The sequence below is a fragment of the Shinella sp. BE166 genome (genome assembly GCF_051201095.1).
In the GTDB taxonomy this organism is placed as follows: domain Bacteria; phylum Pseudomonadota; class Alphaproteobacteria; order Rhizobiales; family Rhizobiaceae; genus Shinella; species Shinella lacus.
Genome location: NZ_JBPEHL010000004.1, coordinates 598,708 through 615,623, shown reverse-complemented (window position 1 = coordinate 615,623; position 16,916 = coordinate 598,708). Strand labels below are relative to the sequence as shown.

Here is a 16,916-nt window from a genome sequence, read left to right as displayed (position 1 = left end):
GACCATGAACATCCAAGTGAAGACCAAGGCCCCGAAGGCAGCCGCCGCCGTGCGCGCCATCAACTGGAACCGTATCGAGGACGACAAGGACCTCGAAGTCTGGAACCGGCTCACCGGAAACTTCTGGCTGCCGGAAAAGGTGCCGCTCTCCAACGACATCCCCTCCTGGGCGACTCTGCGGCCGGAAGAACAGCAACTCATCATCCGCGTCTTCACCGGCCTGACGTTGCTCGACACGATCCAGAACGGTGTCGGCTCCGTGCGGCTGATGGAAGACGCCGCCACGCCGCATGAGGAGGCCGTGCTCTCCAACGTCGCCTTCATGGAGGCGGTGCATGCGCGCTCCTATTCCTCGATCTTCTCCACGCTCTGCTCGACGCCGGATGTTGACGACGCCTATCGCTGGTCGGAGGAAAACGAGTTTCTGCAGCGGAAATCCGCGCTGATCATGGAGCAATACGCCTCCGTCGATCCGCTGAAGAAGAAGGTCGCCAGCGTCTTCCTCGAAAGTTTTTTGTTCTATTCCGGCTTCTATCTGCCGATGTACTGGTCGAGCCGCGCAAAGCTCACCAACACCGCCGACATGATCCGCCTCATCATCCGCGACGAGGCCGTGCACGGCTACTATATCGGCTACAAGTTCCAGCGGGCGCTGGAGCGTCTTTCGGGGGAGCGCCGGCAGGAGATCAAGGACTTCGCCTTCGATTTGCTGCTCGAACTCTACGACAACGAGGCGAAATATACCGAGGCGCTCTATGACGGCGTCGGCCTGACCGAGGACGTCAAGAAATTCCTGCACTACAACGCCAACAAGGCGCTGATGAACCTCGGTTACGAGGCGCTGTTCCCGCCGGAGGCCTGCAAGGTCAACCCGGCGATCCTCTCCGCGCTCTCGCCGAATGCCGACGAGAACCACGACTTCTTCTCCGGCTCCGGTTCGTCCTATGTCATCGGCAAGGCTGTCGCGACCGAGGACGCGGACTGGGATTTTTGAACGATCAACGCCGCGGGGTTGAACCCGCGGCGTTGGTTCCATGTGCTTATCGGGCGGGCGGGGCGTACATCAGGCCGCCGTCGTTCCACAGCCGGTTAAGGCCGCGGTCGATCTTCAGCGGGCTGTCCTTGCCGAGATGGCGCTCGAAGACCTCGCCGTAGTTGCCGACGGCCGAGACCGCCTGGTAGGCCCATTTCGGATCGAGGCCGAGCGTCTTGCCGGCCTCGTTGTCGATGCCGAGGAAACGTTTCTGGGCGACGGTGCCGCTTTCGAGAAGCGACGCGACGTTCTCCTTGCCGATGCCCATTTCCTCCGCCTCGACCAGCGCGAAGAGCGTCCAGCGCACGATCTTGAACCATTGATCGTCGCCCTGGCGCACGGCCGGGCCGAGCGGCTCCTTGGAGATGACCTCCGGCAGCACGATGAAACGCTCGGGGTCGTTGAGCGTCAGGCGCTGGGAATAGAGGGCCGAGGCATCGGTGGAATAGACGTCGCAGCGGCCGGTGTTGAAGGCCTGGATCGTCTGGTCCGGCTTCTCGAAGGCGATGACCTGGTACTCGATCTTGTTGGCACTGAAATAGTCGGCCATATTCTGCTCGGTCGTCGTGCCGGTCTCCGTGCAGACGGAGGCGCCGGAGAGCTCCTTGACGCTCTTCACGCCGAGGTCCTTGTTGATCATGAAGGCCTGGCCGTCATAATAGTTGACGCCGACGAAGCTCATGCCGAGGTCGGTATCGCGCGACAGCGTCCAGGTGGTCTGGCGCGACAAAAGGTCGACTTCGCCCGATTGCAGCGCCGTGAAGCGGTCCTTGGTGGACAGCGGCACATAGGCGACCTTGTCCGGATTGCCGAGCGTCGCGGCGGCGATCGCCCGGCAGAAATCGACATCGAAGCCGCTCCAGATGCCGTTTTTGTCGGGCACGGAAAAGCCGAGCACGCCCTGGCTGACGCCGCAGCGCACCTCGCCGCGCTCCTTGATGACGTCGAACGTGCCTGCATGTGCGGTGCCGGCGGCGAGGCCTGCGGCGATCGTGGCTAGAATTGTCATCCTCATGTGGTTCTCCTCCTTGTTGAATTTTGGGGTTGGTTTTTTGGGCATGCGTCGTCGCCTCCGGGAGAGGCGTCCCTCCCGGTTGACAGGTTTTGAGCGGTCGTGCGGTTCGCCTTAGCCGAGCGTTCTTGCGACGTCGGCGAAGGTTTCCTCGAGCACGGCGATCAGGTGGTCGGCGTCGCGTTTCGAGAAGATCATCGGCGGGCGCATCTTCAGCACGTTGTCATGCGGGCCTTCGGTGCCCATCAGCACGCCGCGGCGGCGCGCGCCGTTGGAGACGGCGCGAGCGAAATCTGTCGCGGGTGCCTTGGTCCTGCGGTCGGTCACCAGTTCGATGCCGAGGAACAGGCCGAGGCCGCGCACGTCGCCGATCACGTCGTAGCGCTTCTGCATGTCGCGGAAGGCGTCCATGAGGTGGTTGCCGATGGTGAGCGCGTTGCCGCGCAGATCCTGGCTTTCGATGACGTCGAGCACGGCGAGGCCGACGGCGCAGGACACCGGATTACCGCCGAAGGTGTTGAAATATTCCATGCCGTTGTTGAAGCTGTCGGTGATCTCGCGGGTCGTCACGACGGCCGCCAGCGGATGGCCGTCGCCGATCGGCTTGCCCATGGTGACGATGTCGGGCACGACGCCCTGCGTTTCGAAGGCCCACCAATGGCTGCCGACGCGGCCGAAGCCGACCTGCACCTCGTCGGCGATGCACACGCCGCCGGCCTCGCGCACCAGGCGGTAGGCCTCCTTGAGATAGCCGTCCGGCAGGAAGACCTGACCGGCGACGCTCGGGATCGATTCCGCGATGAAGAAGCCGGGGGCTTCGCCTTTTGCCTGCATCGCTGCGATCAGTTCGGCGACGCTTTCGGCAAAACGCTTGCCGTGCTCCTCGATCGGCCAGTCCTCCGGTGCGTGGTAGCTATCGGGGATGGCTGCAACATGGATATGCGGCTTCGGCCCCTTGCCGCCCTTGCGGCGGAACTTGTAGGGGCTGATGTCGATCAGCTCCTGCGTCGTGCCGTGATAGGACCAGTCGAGCACGATGGCGTTTTCGCGGCCCGTATGTGCTCGCATCATCCGCAAGGCCAGGCTGTTGGCTTCCGAGCCGCTGTTGACGAAACCGGCGACCGTCAGCTCCTTCGGCAGCGTGGCCGTCAGGCGCTCGGCATAGGCGACGATATTGTCGTGCAGGTAGCGGGTGTTGGTGTTGAGCGTGGCCGCCTGTTTCGCCATCGCCTCCACGACGGTCGGGTGGGCATGGCCGATGTGGCAGACATTGTTGAAGCAATCGAGATAGGCCCGGCCGCTGTCGTCGATCAGCCAGACGCCCTCGCCGCGCACGAACTTGATCGGCTTGTCGTAGGAGATGGAGAGGTTCGGCAGCAGCAGTTCGTGCCGCAGCTTGACGATCTCGTCGTGCGACCGGCCTTGCCTTTCGTAGAATTCCTCGGCGATGCCGGCGAAGGTGCGGGAATCCGGGAAGAGTTCTGCCCAGACGTCGAGATAGCGCGGCTCGCCCACGCCGAAGATCTCGGTGGCGGAGAGGTTGGTGTCGGTGGAAAGCTGGAGGTGCAGGTGCGGCGCCCAGCCGCCGTTTTCCGCAGGCGCGCCCATTTCGCCGACGAGGGTGCCGGCATCCAGCCGATCGCCGGCCTTCAGACGCTGCATGGCCTCGTGCGCGAGGTGGCCCCAGAGCGAAACGAAGGGCGGGCAGCCTTTCGGTTCGTGGCTGAGCGCGATCAGGCAGCCGTAGCCGAGCGGGTCCTGCTCGATCTCGACGCTTACGACGGTTGCCGGCAGCGGCGTGAAGACTTTCGTGCCGGCGGGCATGAAGAGGTCGAGGCCGAGATGATGGGTGCGGCGGCTGTTTTCGATGAAGCGCGAGACGAACATGTCGCCCGCATAGACGGTGCGCGCCTCGCCGAAGGGGCCGATGCCGAGCGCGATGCCGTTTTCACGGCAATGGGTCTCCCAGATCGCTTGTGCCTCGTCCGGCTGTTCGGCGGCCGATTTGACCGTCATCGGATGGGTCGGGTCGCCATAGGGCACGAGGGCCGCGGGGTAGGTCGCGGCCGGCCGCTCCAGCAGGGGGGCGAGCGCCTTGCGGTTCTTCGCAATCCAGTCGGCAACGGCATGCGCGCCGGGGGCCGCCTCGAAGCCGCAGGCCTTGCGCAGGATGGCGGTGGCGAAACGCGGGTTCATCCGGTCGAGCTTGCGCAGCAGCGTCCAGGCGGGCCGCTCGCTGATGGCGAGGTAGGGGTTGTCTTCCGTGTGGCTGCGGCGCGAGGCCGAGATCGTCACGGAGGTAACGAGGCGGGCGGCGATAAGGTCGTAGAGGAGGTCGATTTCCTCTTCCAGCAGTGGATATTCGGCGTGGAAGCCGCGGGCGATGGCGGCAGCGGCGCCGATCGGGTCGGCATGGTCGAGGCCGGCATAGGCGGCGGCGATCGCCACCTCGGCGATGACAGGCGCATGCAGCGCGTCGCCGAAATCGATCAGGCCGGAAATGCGGTCGTGATCCGCGCCGTCGACCAGCACGTTCCAGTCGTTGGCATCATTGTGGATGACGGCGGCGCGCAGCGTCGCAAGGCGCGGGGCGAGGAATACAAAACGCTTGAGGAAGCGCTCCAGCAGAGCCCGGTCTTCGGTGGAGGCGACATGCTGCAGGCGTTCGGCCGAGTGGCCGGCCTTTCGGATGTCCCAGTCGAGATCGCGCAGCGCGCCAGGATGCATGAAGCCCTTCAGCGCGGCATCGAAGCGGCCGAGCATGCGGCCGAGCGATTCGAGTGCGGCATCGCTGCGGCCCGTTTCGGCAAGCGGCTGGCCGACGACCCAGCCGACCAGCCGGATGCGATGGGCGACGCCGTGCGGGCTGGTGGTGCTGGCGAGGCTCGTGCCCAAAAGCGTCTGGCGGATATGCGGCACCGGCAGGTCGCCGGCATGCGCGGTGACATGGGCGAGCAGCGCCGTCTGGAAGTCGCTCTCGACCTCCGGCTCGGCGGCGTTGACGATCTTCAGGATGAAGGTTCCATCCGATGTTTCCACCTTGAAATTCTGGTCGCGCTCGCTGGCGAGCGGCGAGAGCGTGCCGGAAAGCCCGTAGTGCTCGGAAAGCAGCGCGGCTGCGGCCTCGATGGAAAAATCCGGTTTCGTCTTCAGCATGTCGTTCATGGCAATCCTCTTCGTGACGCAAAGAGTTGCATGGACGGCGCCAAGGCGCATCCGGCATTATGCCGGTTGTGCCGGCACTCTGTATGTAATAACCGTCATCTTGTCGGCAGGATTGGAGGAGGGGCCATGCAGGATACGGACGCCATCGACCGGACGATCCTCAGCATCCTGTCGAAGGAGGCGCGCATCCCCATGAAGTCGCTTGCCGGCCGGATCGGCCTTTCGCGCAGCGCGACCACCGAACGCGTCAGCCGGCTGGAAAAGGCCGGCATCATCCGCGGCTACCGCGCCGATATCGGCCAGCTCGACGACGGGCAGGTGCAGGCCTTCCTGCTTGTCACGCTAAAGCGCACGCCCTCGATCGGCGTGCTCGATCGCCTCGCGGGCTTTTCGGCGGTGCGCAAGGTTTCTTCCGTCAGCGGCCAGCTCGATCTGGTGGTGGAAGTCGAGGTCGGCTCGATCAACGCGCTCAACGAGTTGCGCAACGAGGTCTCGACCATGGACAATGTCGAGGACCTGACGACCTCCATCGTGCTGCGGCGGGATATCGAACGGAGCTGATCGCTACAGCGGCCCGCAGCGTTCGCGCATGGCATCGGACGAGCGGCGCACCACTTCGGAAATCTCCAGCAGTTGCTTGGCGAGCGGCGTCGAATTGCGCCAGATCATGCCGATGGTGCGGGCGGGCCGCGGCGTCTGGAAGCGGGCGATCGAGACCTGTGCCGAGCGGGTTTCCACCGGCACCGCCATTTCGGGGATCAGCGTGATGCCGATGCCGGCGCCGACCATCTGGACGAGGGTGGAGAGCGAACTGCCCTCCATCACCTCGCGCGGCCGCGCCGAGCCGATCCGGCAGAAGGACAGCGCCTGATCGCGGAAACAATGGCCTTCCTCCAAGAGCAGCAGGCGCATTTCGCGGAGCTTGTCGGGCTCGGGCGTCGGCTTGCCCTCGTCCTCGCGGTGGCGCACCAGCACGAATTCCTCCTCGAACAGCTTGAGTTCGGTGAGCGATGGCTCCGATACGGGGAGGGCGACGATCGCCATGTCGAGATCGCCCTGTCCCAGTTCCTGGATCAGCTTTGCCGTCATCGTCTCGCGCACCTCGATCTGGATGCCGTCGAAGGTTTTGTTCAGATCGTTTATGATGGCGGGCAAAAGGTAGGGCGCGACGGTGGGGATGATGCCGATGCGCAGGCGCGACAGGAACGGCGTGCGCGAGGCGCGGGCAAGGTCGCCGAGCTCGTCGACGGCGCGCAGGATGCCGCGCACCCGCATGGCAAAGGTCTGGCCGAAGGCGGTCAGCTTCACTTCGCGGGCGCTCCGCTCGAAGAGGTCGTTGCCGAGTTCCTCCTCCAGCTCCTTGATCTGCATGGACAATGCCGGCTGGGAAATCGCGCAGGCATCGGCCGCATGGCGGAACCGGCCGTGGCGCGCCAGGGCTTCAAAATAGCGTAGCTGTTTCAGTGTAAGGTTGGTCATAATCTTAGCTTATCGCAGCGATCAGTAAATCCAACTTAAATTTATCGCAGGCTTCCGATAAGAAGGTATCAAGGGGAGGGCGCAGGCTTCTCCCCAAGCGTTCGCAAGGCTGTCCCGAGCGGCAGGCCCCAGGAAACAACAGGAGAGAATCATGGACCAGAAAACTGACACCGCGGGCAAGTGTCCCGTCGCCCATGCGGCACCCAAAGGCAGATCCAACCGCGACTGGTGGCCGGACCAGCTGGATGTCCAGATCCTGCACCAGCATTCCAATCTTTCCGATCCCCTGGGCAAGGATTTCGACTACGCCGAGGCCTTCAAGACGCTCGATCTCGACGCCGTCAAGCAGGACCTCACGGCCCTGATGACGGATTCGCAGGAGTGGTGGCCGGCCGATTTCGGCCATTACGGCGGCCTGTTCATCCGCATGGCCTGGCACTCGGCCGGCACCTACCGCATCACCGACGGCCGCGGCGGCGCCGGCCAGGGCCAGCAGCGTTTCGCGCCGCTCAATTCGTGGCCGGACAACGTCAACCTCGACAAGGCCCGCCGCCTGCTCTGGCCGATCAAGCAGAAATACGGCAACAAGATCTCCTGGGCCGACCTTCTCATCCTGACGGGCAATGTCGCGCTCGAATCCATGGGCTTCAAGACCTTCGGTTTTGCCGGCGGTCGCGCCGACGTGTGGGAGCCGGAAGAACTTTACTGGGGTCCGGAAGGCACCTGGCTTGGCGACGAGCGCTATAGCGGCGAACGCGAGCTGGCAGAACCGCTCGGCGCCGTGCAGATGGGCCTCATCTATGTCAACCCGGAAGGCCCGAACGGCAATCCCGATCCGCTGGCCTCCGCCCGCGACATCCGCGACACCTTCGCCCGCATGGCGATGAACGACGAAGAGACCGTGGCGCTGATCGCCGGCGGCCACACCTTCGGCAAGACGCACGGCGCCGGCGACGCGTCGTTCGTCGGCATCGACCCGGAAGGCGGCGCACTCGAAGCGCAGGGTCTGGGCTGGAAGAGCACGTTCAATTCGGGCGTCGGCACGGATGCAATCGGCAGCGGTCTCGAAGTCACCTGGACCTCGACGCCGACCAAGTGGAGCAACAACTTCTTCTGGAACCTGTTCGGCTATGAATGGGAACTGGAAAAGAGCCCGGCCGGCGCACACCAGTGGGTCGCAAAGGGTGCAGGCGCCACGATCCCGGATGCCTTCGATTCCACGAAGAAGCACCTGCCGAAGATGCTCACCTCCGACCTCGCGCTGCGTTTCGACCCGATCTACGAGAAGATCTCGCGCCGGTTCCTCGAAAACCCGGACCAGTTCGCCGATGCCTTCGCGCGTGCCTGGTTCAAGCTGACCCACCGCGACATGGGCCCGAAGGCCCGCTACCTCGGCCCGGAAGTGCCGGCGGAAGACCTGATCTGGCAGGACGTCGTCCCGGCCGTCGATCATCCGCTGGTCGACGACAAGGACGTCGCCGACCTCAAGGCGCGCGTTCTCGCCACCGACCTCTCGGTGCAGGAGCTGGTCTCCACCGCCTGGGCGTCGGCCTCGACCTTCCGCGGTTCCGACAAGCGCGGCGGCGCCAATGGCGCGCGCATCCGCCTTGCACCGCAGAAGGACTGGGAGGTCAACCAGCCGGCGCAGCTCGCCAAGGTTCTGGGCGTGCTCGAAGGCATCCAGGCGGACTTCAACGCGGCCCAGAGCGGCGGCAAGAAGATCTCGCTCGCCGACCTGATCGTGCTGGCCGGTGCTGCCGGCGTCGAGAAGGCGGCGAAGGCTGGCGGTCATGACGTCGCCGTGCCGTTCACGCCGGGCCGCACGGATGCGTCGGACGCCCAGACCGATGCCGCATCCTTCGCAGCCCTTGAGCCGCGCGCCGATGGCCTCCGCAACTATGTGAACGCCAACCGCCATCAGTTCCTGAAGGGGGAAGAGGCGCTCATCGACCGCGCGCAGCTCCTGACGCTGACGGCGCCGGAACTGACAGTGCTCCTCGGCGGCCTCCGTGTGCTGAAGGCCGGTGAACCGGAACACGGCGTGTTCACGACCCGTCCGGAAGCGCTGACGAATGACTTCTTCGTCAACCTGCTCGACATGGGCACCGTCTGGGCGCCCGTCGCCGACAAGAAGGGCGTCTATGAAGGCCGTGACCGCAAGACGAACGAACCCAAGTGGACCGCCACGCGCGTCGACCTGATCTTCGGCTCGCATTCGCAGCTTCGCGCCTTCGCCGAAGTCTACGGTTCGTCCGACGCCAAGGAAAAGTTCGTCAAGGACTTCGTCTCGGCCTGGAACAAGGTGATGAACGCCGACCGCTTCGATCTCGTCTGATCAATGACATAGCTCAGGGCGCGGTTTACCCGCGCCCTGACAACCTGCCCGCCAACCGGGCCTGTTTCCTTTCCCCCAGCCGTCGCATATGAATCGGGCCATCCGAAGCTTAAGCCTGCTGCAAGGAAACAAGGTGGACGTACATCCTCAACCGCCGCTGATCGCGCGAATCCGCTCGCAGGGACCCGCCATGACGCGGGCGCTGGAGCGCGTCGCTTCCTTCGTGCTGGCCGATCCGCAATCCGTGCTCTTCAAGAGCATCACGGAACTTGCCGACGAGGCCCAGTCATCCGAGGCGAGCGTCATCCGGTTCTGTCGCGAACTCGGCTATCCCGGTTTCCAGAACTTCAAGCTGGCGCTCGCGCATGAGCTCGCCACGCTCCAGCAGACCGCTTCAACCTCCGCCCCCGGCGACATGGTGCAGGAGTTGGTCGAGACCGCCCGCATCGCGCTGGAGGAAACCGAAAGGATGCTCGACCGGCGGGCCATCGAGGAGGTGTCCTCGCTGCTGCTTTCGGCGCGCCATGTCGAGATTTTCGGCGTCGGCGCATCCGCCATCACGGCGCAATATCTCGAATACAAGCTCGCCCGCCTCGGCATTTCCGCTCATATCGGCCGCGATGCGCATCTCGCCACCATGGCGTCCGCGACCGCCTCGCCCGCCGATCTCTACATCCTCGTTTCCACCTCCGGCTCGACCATCGATACGTTGCGCGTGGCGGAGAATGCCCATGCGCGCGGCGCCCGCATCGTCGGCATCACGCACCGGACGAAGAGCCCGCTGGCGGCGATCTGCAACTTCGTGCTGCTCGCCTCCTCGCCGGAAACGCCACTGACGGGCGGGGCCTTTCCCTCGAAGATCAGCCAGTTGCTGATCGTCGATGCCATAGCCAACACGATCACCAAGCTCGATCCGGCACGCCTCGAAACCATCAAGGATACGGCGGAGAGCGTCAGCGACCGCAACATCTGAAGATTTCCTTTGAAGATAATCTTCAGATGAAAAAAATTATTGACGGTTTTCGCCAAAAGCCGTAACGTCGTCTCCAGTCAAGGAGATGCGGCGTTTATGGACATCATGGAAACAATGCGGGGCCGGCTTGTCGTGTCCTGCCAGGCGGCGGAAACCAGCCCGCTCCATGCCACGGAGCATATCGTGGCGCTCGCCCGTGCGGCCGTCCTCGGCGGCGCCTCGGGTGTGCGGATCGAGGGTGTGCGCAATGTCCAGGCGGTGCGCGGCGCTATCAGCTTGCCGGTCATCGGCATCACGAAAATCGCCCAGCCGGGCTCCGACGTCTACATCACGCCCTCGCTCGAAGACGTGCAGGGCCTTGCCGCGGCGGGCGCTGACGTCATCGCCTTCGATGCGACGGACCGGCCGCGCCCGGTGCCGGTCGCCGACATCGTTGGCGAGATCACCCGGCTGAAGAAGATCAGCATGGCCGATATCAGCACCTTGGCGGAGGCACGGCAGGCGATTGCCGCCGGCGCGGATTTCGTCGGCACCACGCTGTCCGGCTACACGCCCTATACGACCGGCACCACGGCCCCGGACTTCGCGCTGATGCAGGAACTGGCGGCAGCGGGCATCCCCTTCGTCGCGGAAGGGCGGATCTGGGAGCCGGAGCAGGCGCGGCGCGCCCTGGAGCTTGGAGCGGCCTTCGTGGTCGTCGGCTCCGCCATTACCCGGCCGGACGAGATTACCAGACGGTTTGCCGACGCCCTTGCCGGCGGCACGCGTTGAGATTTTGGAGGACGATATGATCAGGACGAAAAAAGTCGCCGTCATCGGCGCCGGTTTCATGGGCTCCATGCACGCCTCGATCTTTTCCAGCGACCCGCGGGCGGAGCTGGTGGCGATCGTCGACCGGGATGTTGCCCGGGCGCAGGCCGTGGCGGACGGGCTTGGCGGCGGTGTGCGCGTCTACGGCTCGCATGACGAACTGCTTGCGGCCGAAACGCTCGACCTCGTCAGCATCTGCACGCCGGATCATCTCCACCTCGAACCCGCGCTGGCGATCGCCGCCAAGGGCGTCAACCTCTTCATCGAGAAGCCGATCGCCTCGACGCTGGAGGACGGACGCAAGATCGTGGCGGCCTGCCAGGCGGCCAAGGTAAAGCTCGGCGTCGGCTATCTGCTGCGCTTCGACCCGCGCTATTACAAGGCGCGCGAGCTGATCGAGACCGGCAAGATCGGTACGCCGATCCATGTCTATGCCCGCCGCAACAGCGCCCGCACCGAAGGGCCGAAGCGTTATGCCGGCACGCTGCCGCTCGCCATGCACGTCACGGTGCACGACGTCGACATGGTGCTGTGGATGCTGAAAGGCCAGACGCCTGTGACAGCCTATGCGCAGCAGACCGAAATCCTGCTCGGCGAAATGGGCACACAGGACACGATTGCCGGCGTCGTGCGCTTTTCCGGCGGCACGGTGGTGACCTTCGAAAGCGCCTGGTCGCTGCCGGCGGGCGCCCGCCACATGATCGATGCGCGCCTTGAAATGATCGGCACGGAAGGTTCCTTCGAAGTGCAGTGCGGCGATAGCGGCCTCTACTTCGCCGACAACCAGGCCTCGCGCGAAATCGACACCCAGCACTGGCCGGAGATCGGCGGCAAGGTCGGCGGCGACCTGCGCCTCCAGCTTTCCGGCGTGCTCGAATGGATCGACGGCGCCGAATGCCAGGTCGCGACCGGCGAGGAGGCGCTGCTGTCCCTCGAACTCACGCAGGCGCTCGTGCGCTCGGCGGATACGGGCGAGGTGCAGCGGTTCTGAACTCGACAGAGATACAGCGCGGCTAGGCGCTGCGAAGTGCAACTGACGGCTCGTTGACGAGCGCTATCCAAAAAAGGGGAACGACATGAAAAGACGTCATTTTATTGCTCTGACACTTGCACTGTCCTCGTCCGTGACGGTGCCGGCCTTCGCGCAGGATGCGGACCAGCCTTACAAGGGCACCCGCCTTGCCGTGCTGATGGAAGGTCACCCGACCACCGAGGGCATCCAGGCGCTGCTGCCGGAATTCACCGCGGCGACCGGCATCGAGGTCGAGCTCGAAGTGGTGCCGGAATCCGACATCACCGCCAAGATGCTGCTGGAGTTCTCCTCCGGCTCGGGCCGCTATGACGTGGTCCAGAACAACATCATCTACATTCCGGGTTTCCTGAAGGCCGGCTATATCGCGCCGCTCGACGAGCTGGCGGGCAAGTTCCCCGCCAATTACGACAAGGCCGATTTCGTGCCCGGCTACCTCAACACCAATATCGTCGATGGCAAGCTCTATGGCCTGCCGGTCTATGGCGAAAGCACCTTCCTGATGTACCGGAAGGACCTGTTCGAAGAATATGGCATTGCTCCTCCCAAGAGCTTTGGCGAGGTGACGGCGGCCGCGAAGACGATCAAGGAAAAGTCGAACGGCGCGGTCGCCGGCATCACCATGCGCGGCGCGCAGGGCATCCAGAACGTCTATGTCTGGGCCGGCTGGCTGTGGGGCTATGGCGGCGAGTTCATCGGCGCGGACGGCAAGTCGGCGCTCGGCAGTGATGAGGCGGCCGCCTCGCTCGATGCCTTCGCCGGCGTGCTGCGGGATTATGGCCCGGTCGGCGTCGCCAATTTCGGCTGGGAGGAGAACCGCGTGCTCTTCCAGCAGGGCAAGGCCGGCATGACGATGGACGCCACCGTCAACGGCGCCTTCAACGAGGACGCCTCGATATCCTCCGTCGTCGGCAAGGTCGGTTACGTGCCGGTGCCTGTCGAGACCGACAAGCTCAAGGGCGGTTCCTCGTCGCTCGCCGTGCACAGTCTCTATGTTTCCGAGGCCTCGCAGCAGAAGGAAGCGGCCTGGCTCTTCGCTTCCTGGGCGACAGCGAAGGAGCAGCAGGTCAAGTCCTTCGGCCTCGCGCCGAATTCCGGCGTGACCTCGCTTGCGGCGCTGAATTCGGAAGAGTTCAACAAGCGCTACGGCGCCTTCAAGGATGCCATGCTTGCCTCCATCAATGCCGGCAATCCGCAATATCTGCCGACCGTCGAGGCCGCCAACGAGGTCATAAACAATGCCGGCATCGCGGTATCGAAGGTGCTCGCCGGCACGGCCACGGCCAAGGATGCGCTCGCCGAGGCGAACGCCGCCAACGACGCGGCCCTCAGCCGTTGATCATCACGGCCGTGCCCGGTTCGCCGGGCATGGCCAGCCTCACGGGGAGCGGCACCATGAAGGATGCGACCACCTATTTCTACCGTCCGGTCGTCCTGTTTTTCGGCACGGTCTCGGTCATCCTGACCGTCTATGTCGTGTGGCTGACGCTGCACAATATCAGCCTGCTTCGTCCGGGGCAGGAGAGCTTCATCGGCTTCGACAACTATGTCCGACTGCTGTTCGACGGCCGCGCCATCAACGCGCTCGGGCGCACCGTGCTGTTCACGGTCGCCGCGACCGTCATCGAAGTTTCGCTCGGGCTGGCGATCTCGCTGCTGGTGGACCGGGAGTTCCTGGGAAAACGCATCGTGCGCGGCATCCTGCTGGTGCCGATTGTCATGACGCCGGTCGTCGTCGGCCTCACCTGGCGCTTCCTGCTCGATCCGTCGAACGGCATGATGAACTACCTGCTCTCCACCAGCGGCCTCGGCCCGGTCGACTGGCTCGGGAATCCGAATGTCGCGCTGTTCTCGCTGCTGATGGCCGACATCTGGCAATGGACGCCCTTCGTCGTGCTGCTCACCATGGCCTCGCTGGAATCGTTGCCGGGCGATCCGCAGAATGCTGCGCGTGTCGATGGCGCGCGGGAATGGCAGGTGCTCTGGTACATCACGCTGCCGGCGCTGAAGCGGGCGCTGATGGTGGTGGCGCTCATCCGGGCGATCGATGCGGTCAAGGCCTTCGACATTTTCTACATCATGACGCGCGGCGGGCCGGCGCTCTCCACGGAGACGCTCAACCTCTACGGCTACATCTCCGCCTTCACCAATTTCGACATCTCCTATTCGCTGACAATAGCCATGGTGCTGACCATTCTCACGAACGTCGCCCTGCTGCTGCTCTACAACCTCGCCTTCAAGGCGCCCAAGCAAGGAGAAGCCTGATGCGCCGGATCATCTTCTGGATTGCGCTCGCCATCCTTCTCCTCTGCGTGCTCTTCCCGCTCTATTGGGTGGTGGCGACCTCGCTGAAAACCCAGCGCGATGCCTTCGCCATGCCGCCGGTCTGGCTGTTTGCGCCGACCTGGGAGAACTATGCCAAGGTGCTGAACAACGGCGTCTTCATCCGCGCCTTCTTCAACAGCGTGGTGATCTCGTTTTCGGCAAGCCTGATCTCCGTCGGCGTTGGCGCGCTCGTCGCCTATGGCCTGGTGGCGCAGGACGAGGCGACCAAGCGGCAGAACGAGAAATTCATCCTCAGTCTCCGCATCGCGCCGCCGCTGATCTTCATCATCCCGACCTATTTCCTGGCAGCGCAGATGAAGCTTCTCAACAACCACTGGATCGTCATCGGGGTCTATGCCTTCGTCAATATCCCCTTCGCGATCTCGCTGCTGATCACCTTCTTCGAGGATATTCCGCGGGAATTGCGGGATGCGGCGAAGGTCGACGGTGCGCGCGAATTCACCATTTTTCGCGAGATCTTCCTGCCGGTGGCGTTCGGCGGCATCGTCGCCACCTTCATTCTCTGCGTACTTTTCACCTGGAACGAGTTCTTCATCGCGCTGGTGCTGACGGGCCGCGATACGCAGACCTTGCCGGTCAGCATCACCTCCTTCCTCACCTTCCAGGGTGTGCAATGGGGACCGCTGACGGCAGCGGCGACGCTAGTCATGCTGCCGATGCTGGTTCTGGGAATGCTGGTTCAGGGCAAGGTCGTGCGCGGCATGTCGCTCGGCAGCATCAAGGGATAGAACGATGATGGAAACCAACACAATGACGCGGTCCCTTCTCTTGAAAAGCATCCGCAAATCCTATGGCAGCGTGAGCGTGCTTAAGGGCATCGACATCGAGGTCAACGAAGGCGACTTCGTCGTGCTGCTCGGCCCCTCGGGCTGCGGGAAATCCACCCTGCTGCACGCCATAGCCGGTCTGCACCCGATCGATGGCGGGTTGATCGAGATAGACGGCCGGGACGTGACGGCCGTGCCGACGCGCGAGCGCGACATTGCCATGGTGTTCCAGTCCTATGCGCTCTATCCGAACATGACGGTGCGGCAGAACATCGCCTTTCCGCTGCGCATGCGCCGTACCAATGCGGCGGACATGCAAGACAAGGTCATGCAGGTGGCAAGACTGCTGCAGATCGAGCAACTGCTGGAGCGCAAGCCGCGTGAACTTTCCGGTGGCCAGCGCCAGCGCGTGGCGATCGGCCGGGCGCTCGTGCGTGATCCCAAGGTCTTTCTGTTCGACGAGCCGCTTTCCAATCTGGATGCCACGCTTCGCGTCGAGACTCGTGTGGAAATCAAGCAGCTGCACGAGCGCATCGGCAAGACGATGATCTATGTGACGCATGACCAGATCGAGGCGATGACGCTCGCCACCAAGATCGTCGTGATGCACAAGGGCGAGGTGCAGCAGATCGGCAGCCCGTACGCGATCTACCACCGCCCGGCCAATCTCTTCGTTGCAAAATTCGTCGGCTCGCCCGCCATGCATTTCGTGCCCGGCGTGCTTGCGCTCGCTGACGGAAAACCGTGCTTCAGCGACGGGAAGGGTTGGACGCTACCGCTTGCCCTGCCGGCGGATGCCGCGGCAAACAGCGACGTGCTGCTCGGCATCCGGCCGGAACATATCCGGCTTGCGCGGGCGGGATCGCAGGTGATCGACGCCAAGGTCGAGATGGTGGAATCCACCGGGCCGGAGGACAATGTCACGCTGTCGGTGCACGGCCATTTGCTGGTCGCCCGCATGGAGACCGGCAGCGTCTCGCAGGGTTCCACCGTGCCGGTGACGATCGCGGCCGAAAAGGTCTCGCTTTTCGATGCCGCCAGCGGCCGGCTGATCGGCTAGGATCGCGCCTATGACGGACGATAGCGCAATCCTCGCCGTGGATATTGGCGGCACGAAAACTCTGGTCGCCCTCGTCGATGCGTCCGGCGTGGTGGAAGAGGTCACGGTCGCGACCGCCCGGGAAGACGGTCCCGACCGCTGGCTCGAAGCGGCGTTTTCCGCCGCAAAACCCTGGCAGGGGCGGTTCCATGGCGTCGGCCTTGCCGTCACCGGCTTCGTGCGGAACGGCTGCTGGTCCGCGATGAACCCGGCGACCTTGGGCATTCCGCCGGATTACCCGCTCATCGCCCGAGTCGAGGCGCTTACCTCCCTGCCGGCCATCGCCGTCAACGATGCGCAGGCCGCCGCCTGGGGCGAACATGCCTTTGGCGCAGGGCGGGGCGAAGACCTCGTCTTCCTCACCATATCGACCGGCATCGGCGGCGGCATCGTGCTCGGCGGCCGGCTGCAAAAGGGTCTCGCCGGGCATTTCGGGCTTACTACCGATGGTGACGACGGCAGCTTCCTCGAAGACCGCGTTTCCGGACGCTGGATGGCGGCGGAAGCCCGGCGCCAAGGGCATGGCGCCGACGCGCGGCAGGTTTTTGCCTCCGCATTGCGTGGCGAGACATGGGCGATGGACATCGTCGCGGCTTCCGCCCAGCGCGTTGGGCGCCTCTGCCGCAACATCCAGCTGGCGCTCGATCCGCCGCGCATCGTGCTCGGTGGCGGCATAGGTCTGGCGGAGGGTTTCATCGATCGGGTCAGTGCTCTCCGGCCGCCGCTCGGTGCCGTTTCGCCGGTGCCGATCTGCCGGGCCGAGCTCGGTGTTCGCGCGGGCATTCTCGGGGTCGCGGATCTCGCGCGTATCGCATTTTCGGGGCGGGGCCGCTAAGGCGCGCCGTCCCCATTTGTCGAAAAGGAGGA

The 16,916-nt window shown here is 64.3% G+C and carries 14 protein-coding genes; 11 read left to right on the top strand and 3 right to left on the bottom strand.

Features of this window, described 5'->3' with window-relative positions; translation table 11 throughout:
• The first annotated feature begins 4 nt into the window (after positions 1 to 4).
• Positions 5 to 994, top strand: a complete 990-nt coding sequence (nrdF, locus tag J2Y63_RS13690; protein WP_435266510.1) for a class 1b ribonucleoside-diphosphate reductase subunit beta — start codon at positions 5 to 7, stop codon at positions 992 to 994.
• Positions 995 to 1,040: 46 nt separating this feature from the next.
• Here nrdF and J2Y63_RS13685 read toward each other — a convergent pair whose 3' ends face one another.
• Together J2Y63_RS13685 and J2Y63_RS13680 are read right to left on the bottom strand one after the other, a co-directional pair.
• Positions 1,041 to 2,048: an amino acid ABC transporter substrate-binding protein gene (locus J2Y63_RS13685; protein WP_435266509.1), complete on the bottom strand. Its 1,008-nt coding sequence runs from the start codon at positions 2,046 to 2,048 to the stop codon at positions 1,041 to 1,043.
• Positions 2,049 to 2,159: 111 nt separating this feature from the next.
• Positions 2,160 to 5,210 (bottom strand): aminotransferase class III-fold pyridoxal phosphate-dependent enzyme, encoded by a 3,051-nt coding sequence (locus tag J2Y63_RS13680; protein WP_435266508.1) that lies wholly within the window; start codon positions 5,208 to 5,210, stop codon positions 2,160 to 2,162.
• Between the two features lie 126 nt (positions 5,211 to 5,336).
• On the opposite strand from J2Y63_RS13680, the gene J2Y63_RS13675 reads away from it, so the two are divergent.
• The gene (locus tag J2Y63_RS13675) at positions 5,337 to 5,771 is read left to right on the top strand and encodes an Lrp/AsnC family transcriptional regulator (RefSeq protein ID WP_256119645.1); all 435 of its coding nucleotides are present in this window, start codon (positions 5,337 to 5,339) and stop codon (positions 5,769 to 5,771) included.
• A 3-nt stretch (positions 5,772 to 5,774) separates the two neighbouring features.
• Here the strand turns inward: J2Y63_RS13675 and J2Y63_RS13670 are convergent, their stop codons facing one another.
• Positions 5,775 to 6,689 (bottom strand): LysR substrate-binding domain-containing protein, encoded by a 915-nt coding sequence (locus tag J2Y63_RS13670; protein ID WP_435266507.1) that lies wholly within the window; start codon positions 6,687 to 6,689, stop codon positions 5,775 to 5,777.
• Positions 6,690 to 6,840: 151 nt separating this feature from the next.
• Between J2Y63_RS13670 and katG the strand changes: the two genes are divergently transcribed.
• From katG to J2Y63_RS13625, 9 genes are all read left to right on the top strand, one after another.
• Complete coding sequence (gene katG / locus J2Y63_RS13665; RefSeq protein ID WP_435266506.1) at positions 6,841 to 9,024, top strand: catalase/peroxidase HPI; 2,184 nt, start codon at positions 6,841 to 6,843, stop codon at positions 9,022 to 9,024.
• 133 nt (positions 9,025 to 9,157) lie between these two features.
• Entirely contained in the window at positions 9,158 to 9,997 is an 840-nt protein-coding gene (locus J2Y63_RS13660; RefSeq protein ID WP_256119648.1) for a MurR/RpiR family transcriptional regulator, read from the top strand.
• Between the two features lie 96 nt (positions 9,998 to 10,093).
• Positions 10,094 to 10,768: an N-acetylmannosamine-6-phosphate 2-epimerase gene (locus J2Y63_RS13655; RefSeq protein ID WP_435266505.1), complete on the top strand. Its 675-nt coding sequence runs from the start codon at positions 10,094 to 10,096 to the stop codon at positions 10,766 to 10,768.
• Between the two features lie 16 nt (positions 10,769 to 10,784).
• Positions 10,785 to 11,798: a Gfo/Idh/MocA family protein gene (locus J2Y63_RS13650; RefSeq protein ID WP_435266504.1), complete on the top strand. Its 1,014-nt coding sequence runs from the start codon at positions 10,785 to 10,787 to the stop codon at positions 11,796 to 11,798.
• 85 nt (positions 11,799 to 11,883) lie between these two features.
• Positions 11,884 to 13,176, top strand: coding sequence for an ABC transporter substrate-binding protein (locus tag J2Y63_RS13645; protein ID WP_435266503.1), 1,293 nt, complete (start codon positions 11,884 to 11,886; stop codon positions 13,174 to 13,176).
• A 56-nt stretch (positions 13,177 to 13,232) separates the two neighbouring features.
• Positions 13,233 to 14,102 carry a carbohydrate ABC transporter permease gene (locus tag J2Y63_RS13640; RefSeq protein ID WP_435266502.1) on the top strand — a complete coding sequence of 290 codons (870 nt, stop codon included), beginning with the start codon at positions 13,233 to 13,235 and terminating at the stop codon, positions 14,100 to 14,102.
• On the top strand, positions 14,102 to 14,911 hold the full coding sequence (locus J2Y63_RS13635) for a carbohydrate ABC transporter permease (RefSeq protein ID WP_435266501.1): 810 nt from the start codon (positions 14,102 to 14,104) through the stop codon (positions 14,909 to 14,911). The genes J2Y63_RS13640 and J2Y63_RS13635 overlap by 1 nt, the downstream gene beginning before the upstream one ends.
• A 22-nt stretch (positions 14,912 to 14,933) precedes the next feature.
• Positions 14,934 to 16,010: an ABC transporter ATP-binding protein gene (locus tag J2Y63_RS13630; RefSeq protein WP_435266500.1), complete on the top strand. Its 1,077-nt coding sequence runs from the start codon at positions 14,934 to 14,936 to the stop codon at positions 16,008 to 16,010.
• A gap of 10 nt (positions 16,011 to 16,020) precedes the next feature.
• On the top strand, positions 16,021 to 16,884 hold the full coding sequence (locus J2Y63_RS13625; protein ID WP_435266499.1) for an ROK family protein: 864 nt from the start codon (positions 16,021 to 16,023) through the stop codon (positions 16,882 to 16,884).
• The last annotated feature ends 32 nt before the right edge of the window (positions 16,885 to 16,916 follow it).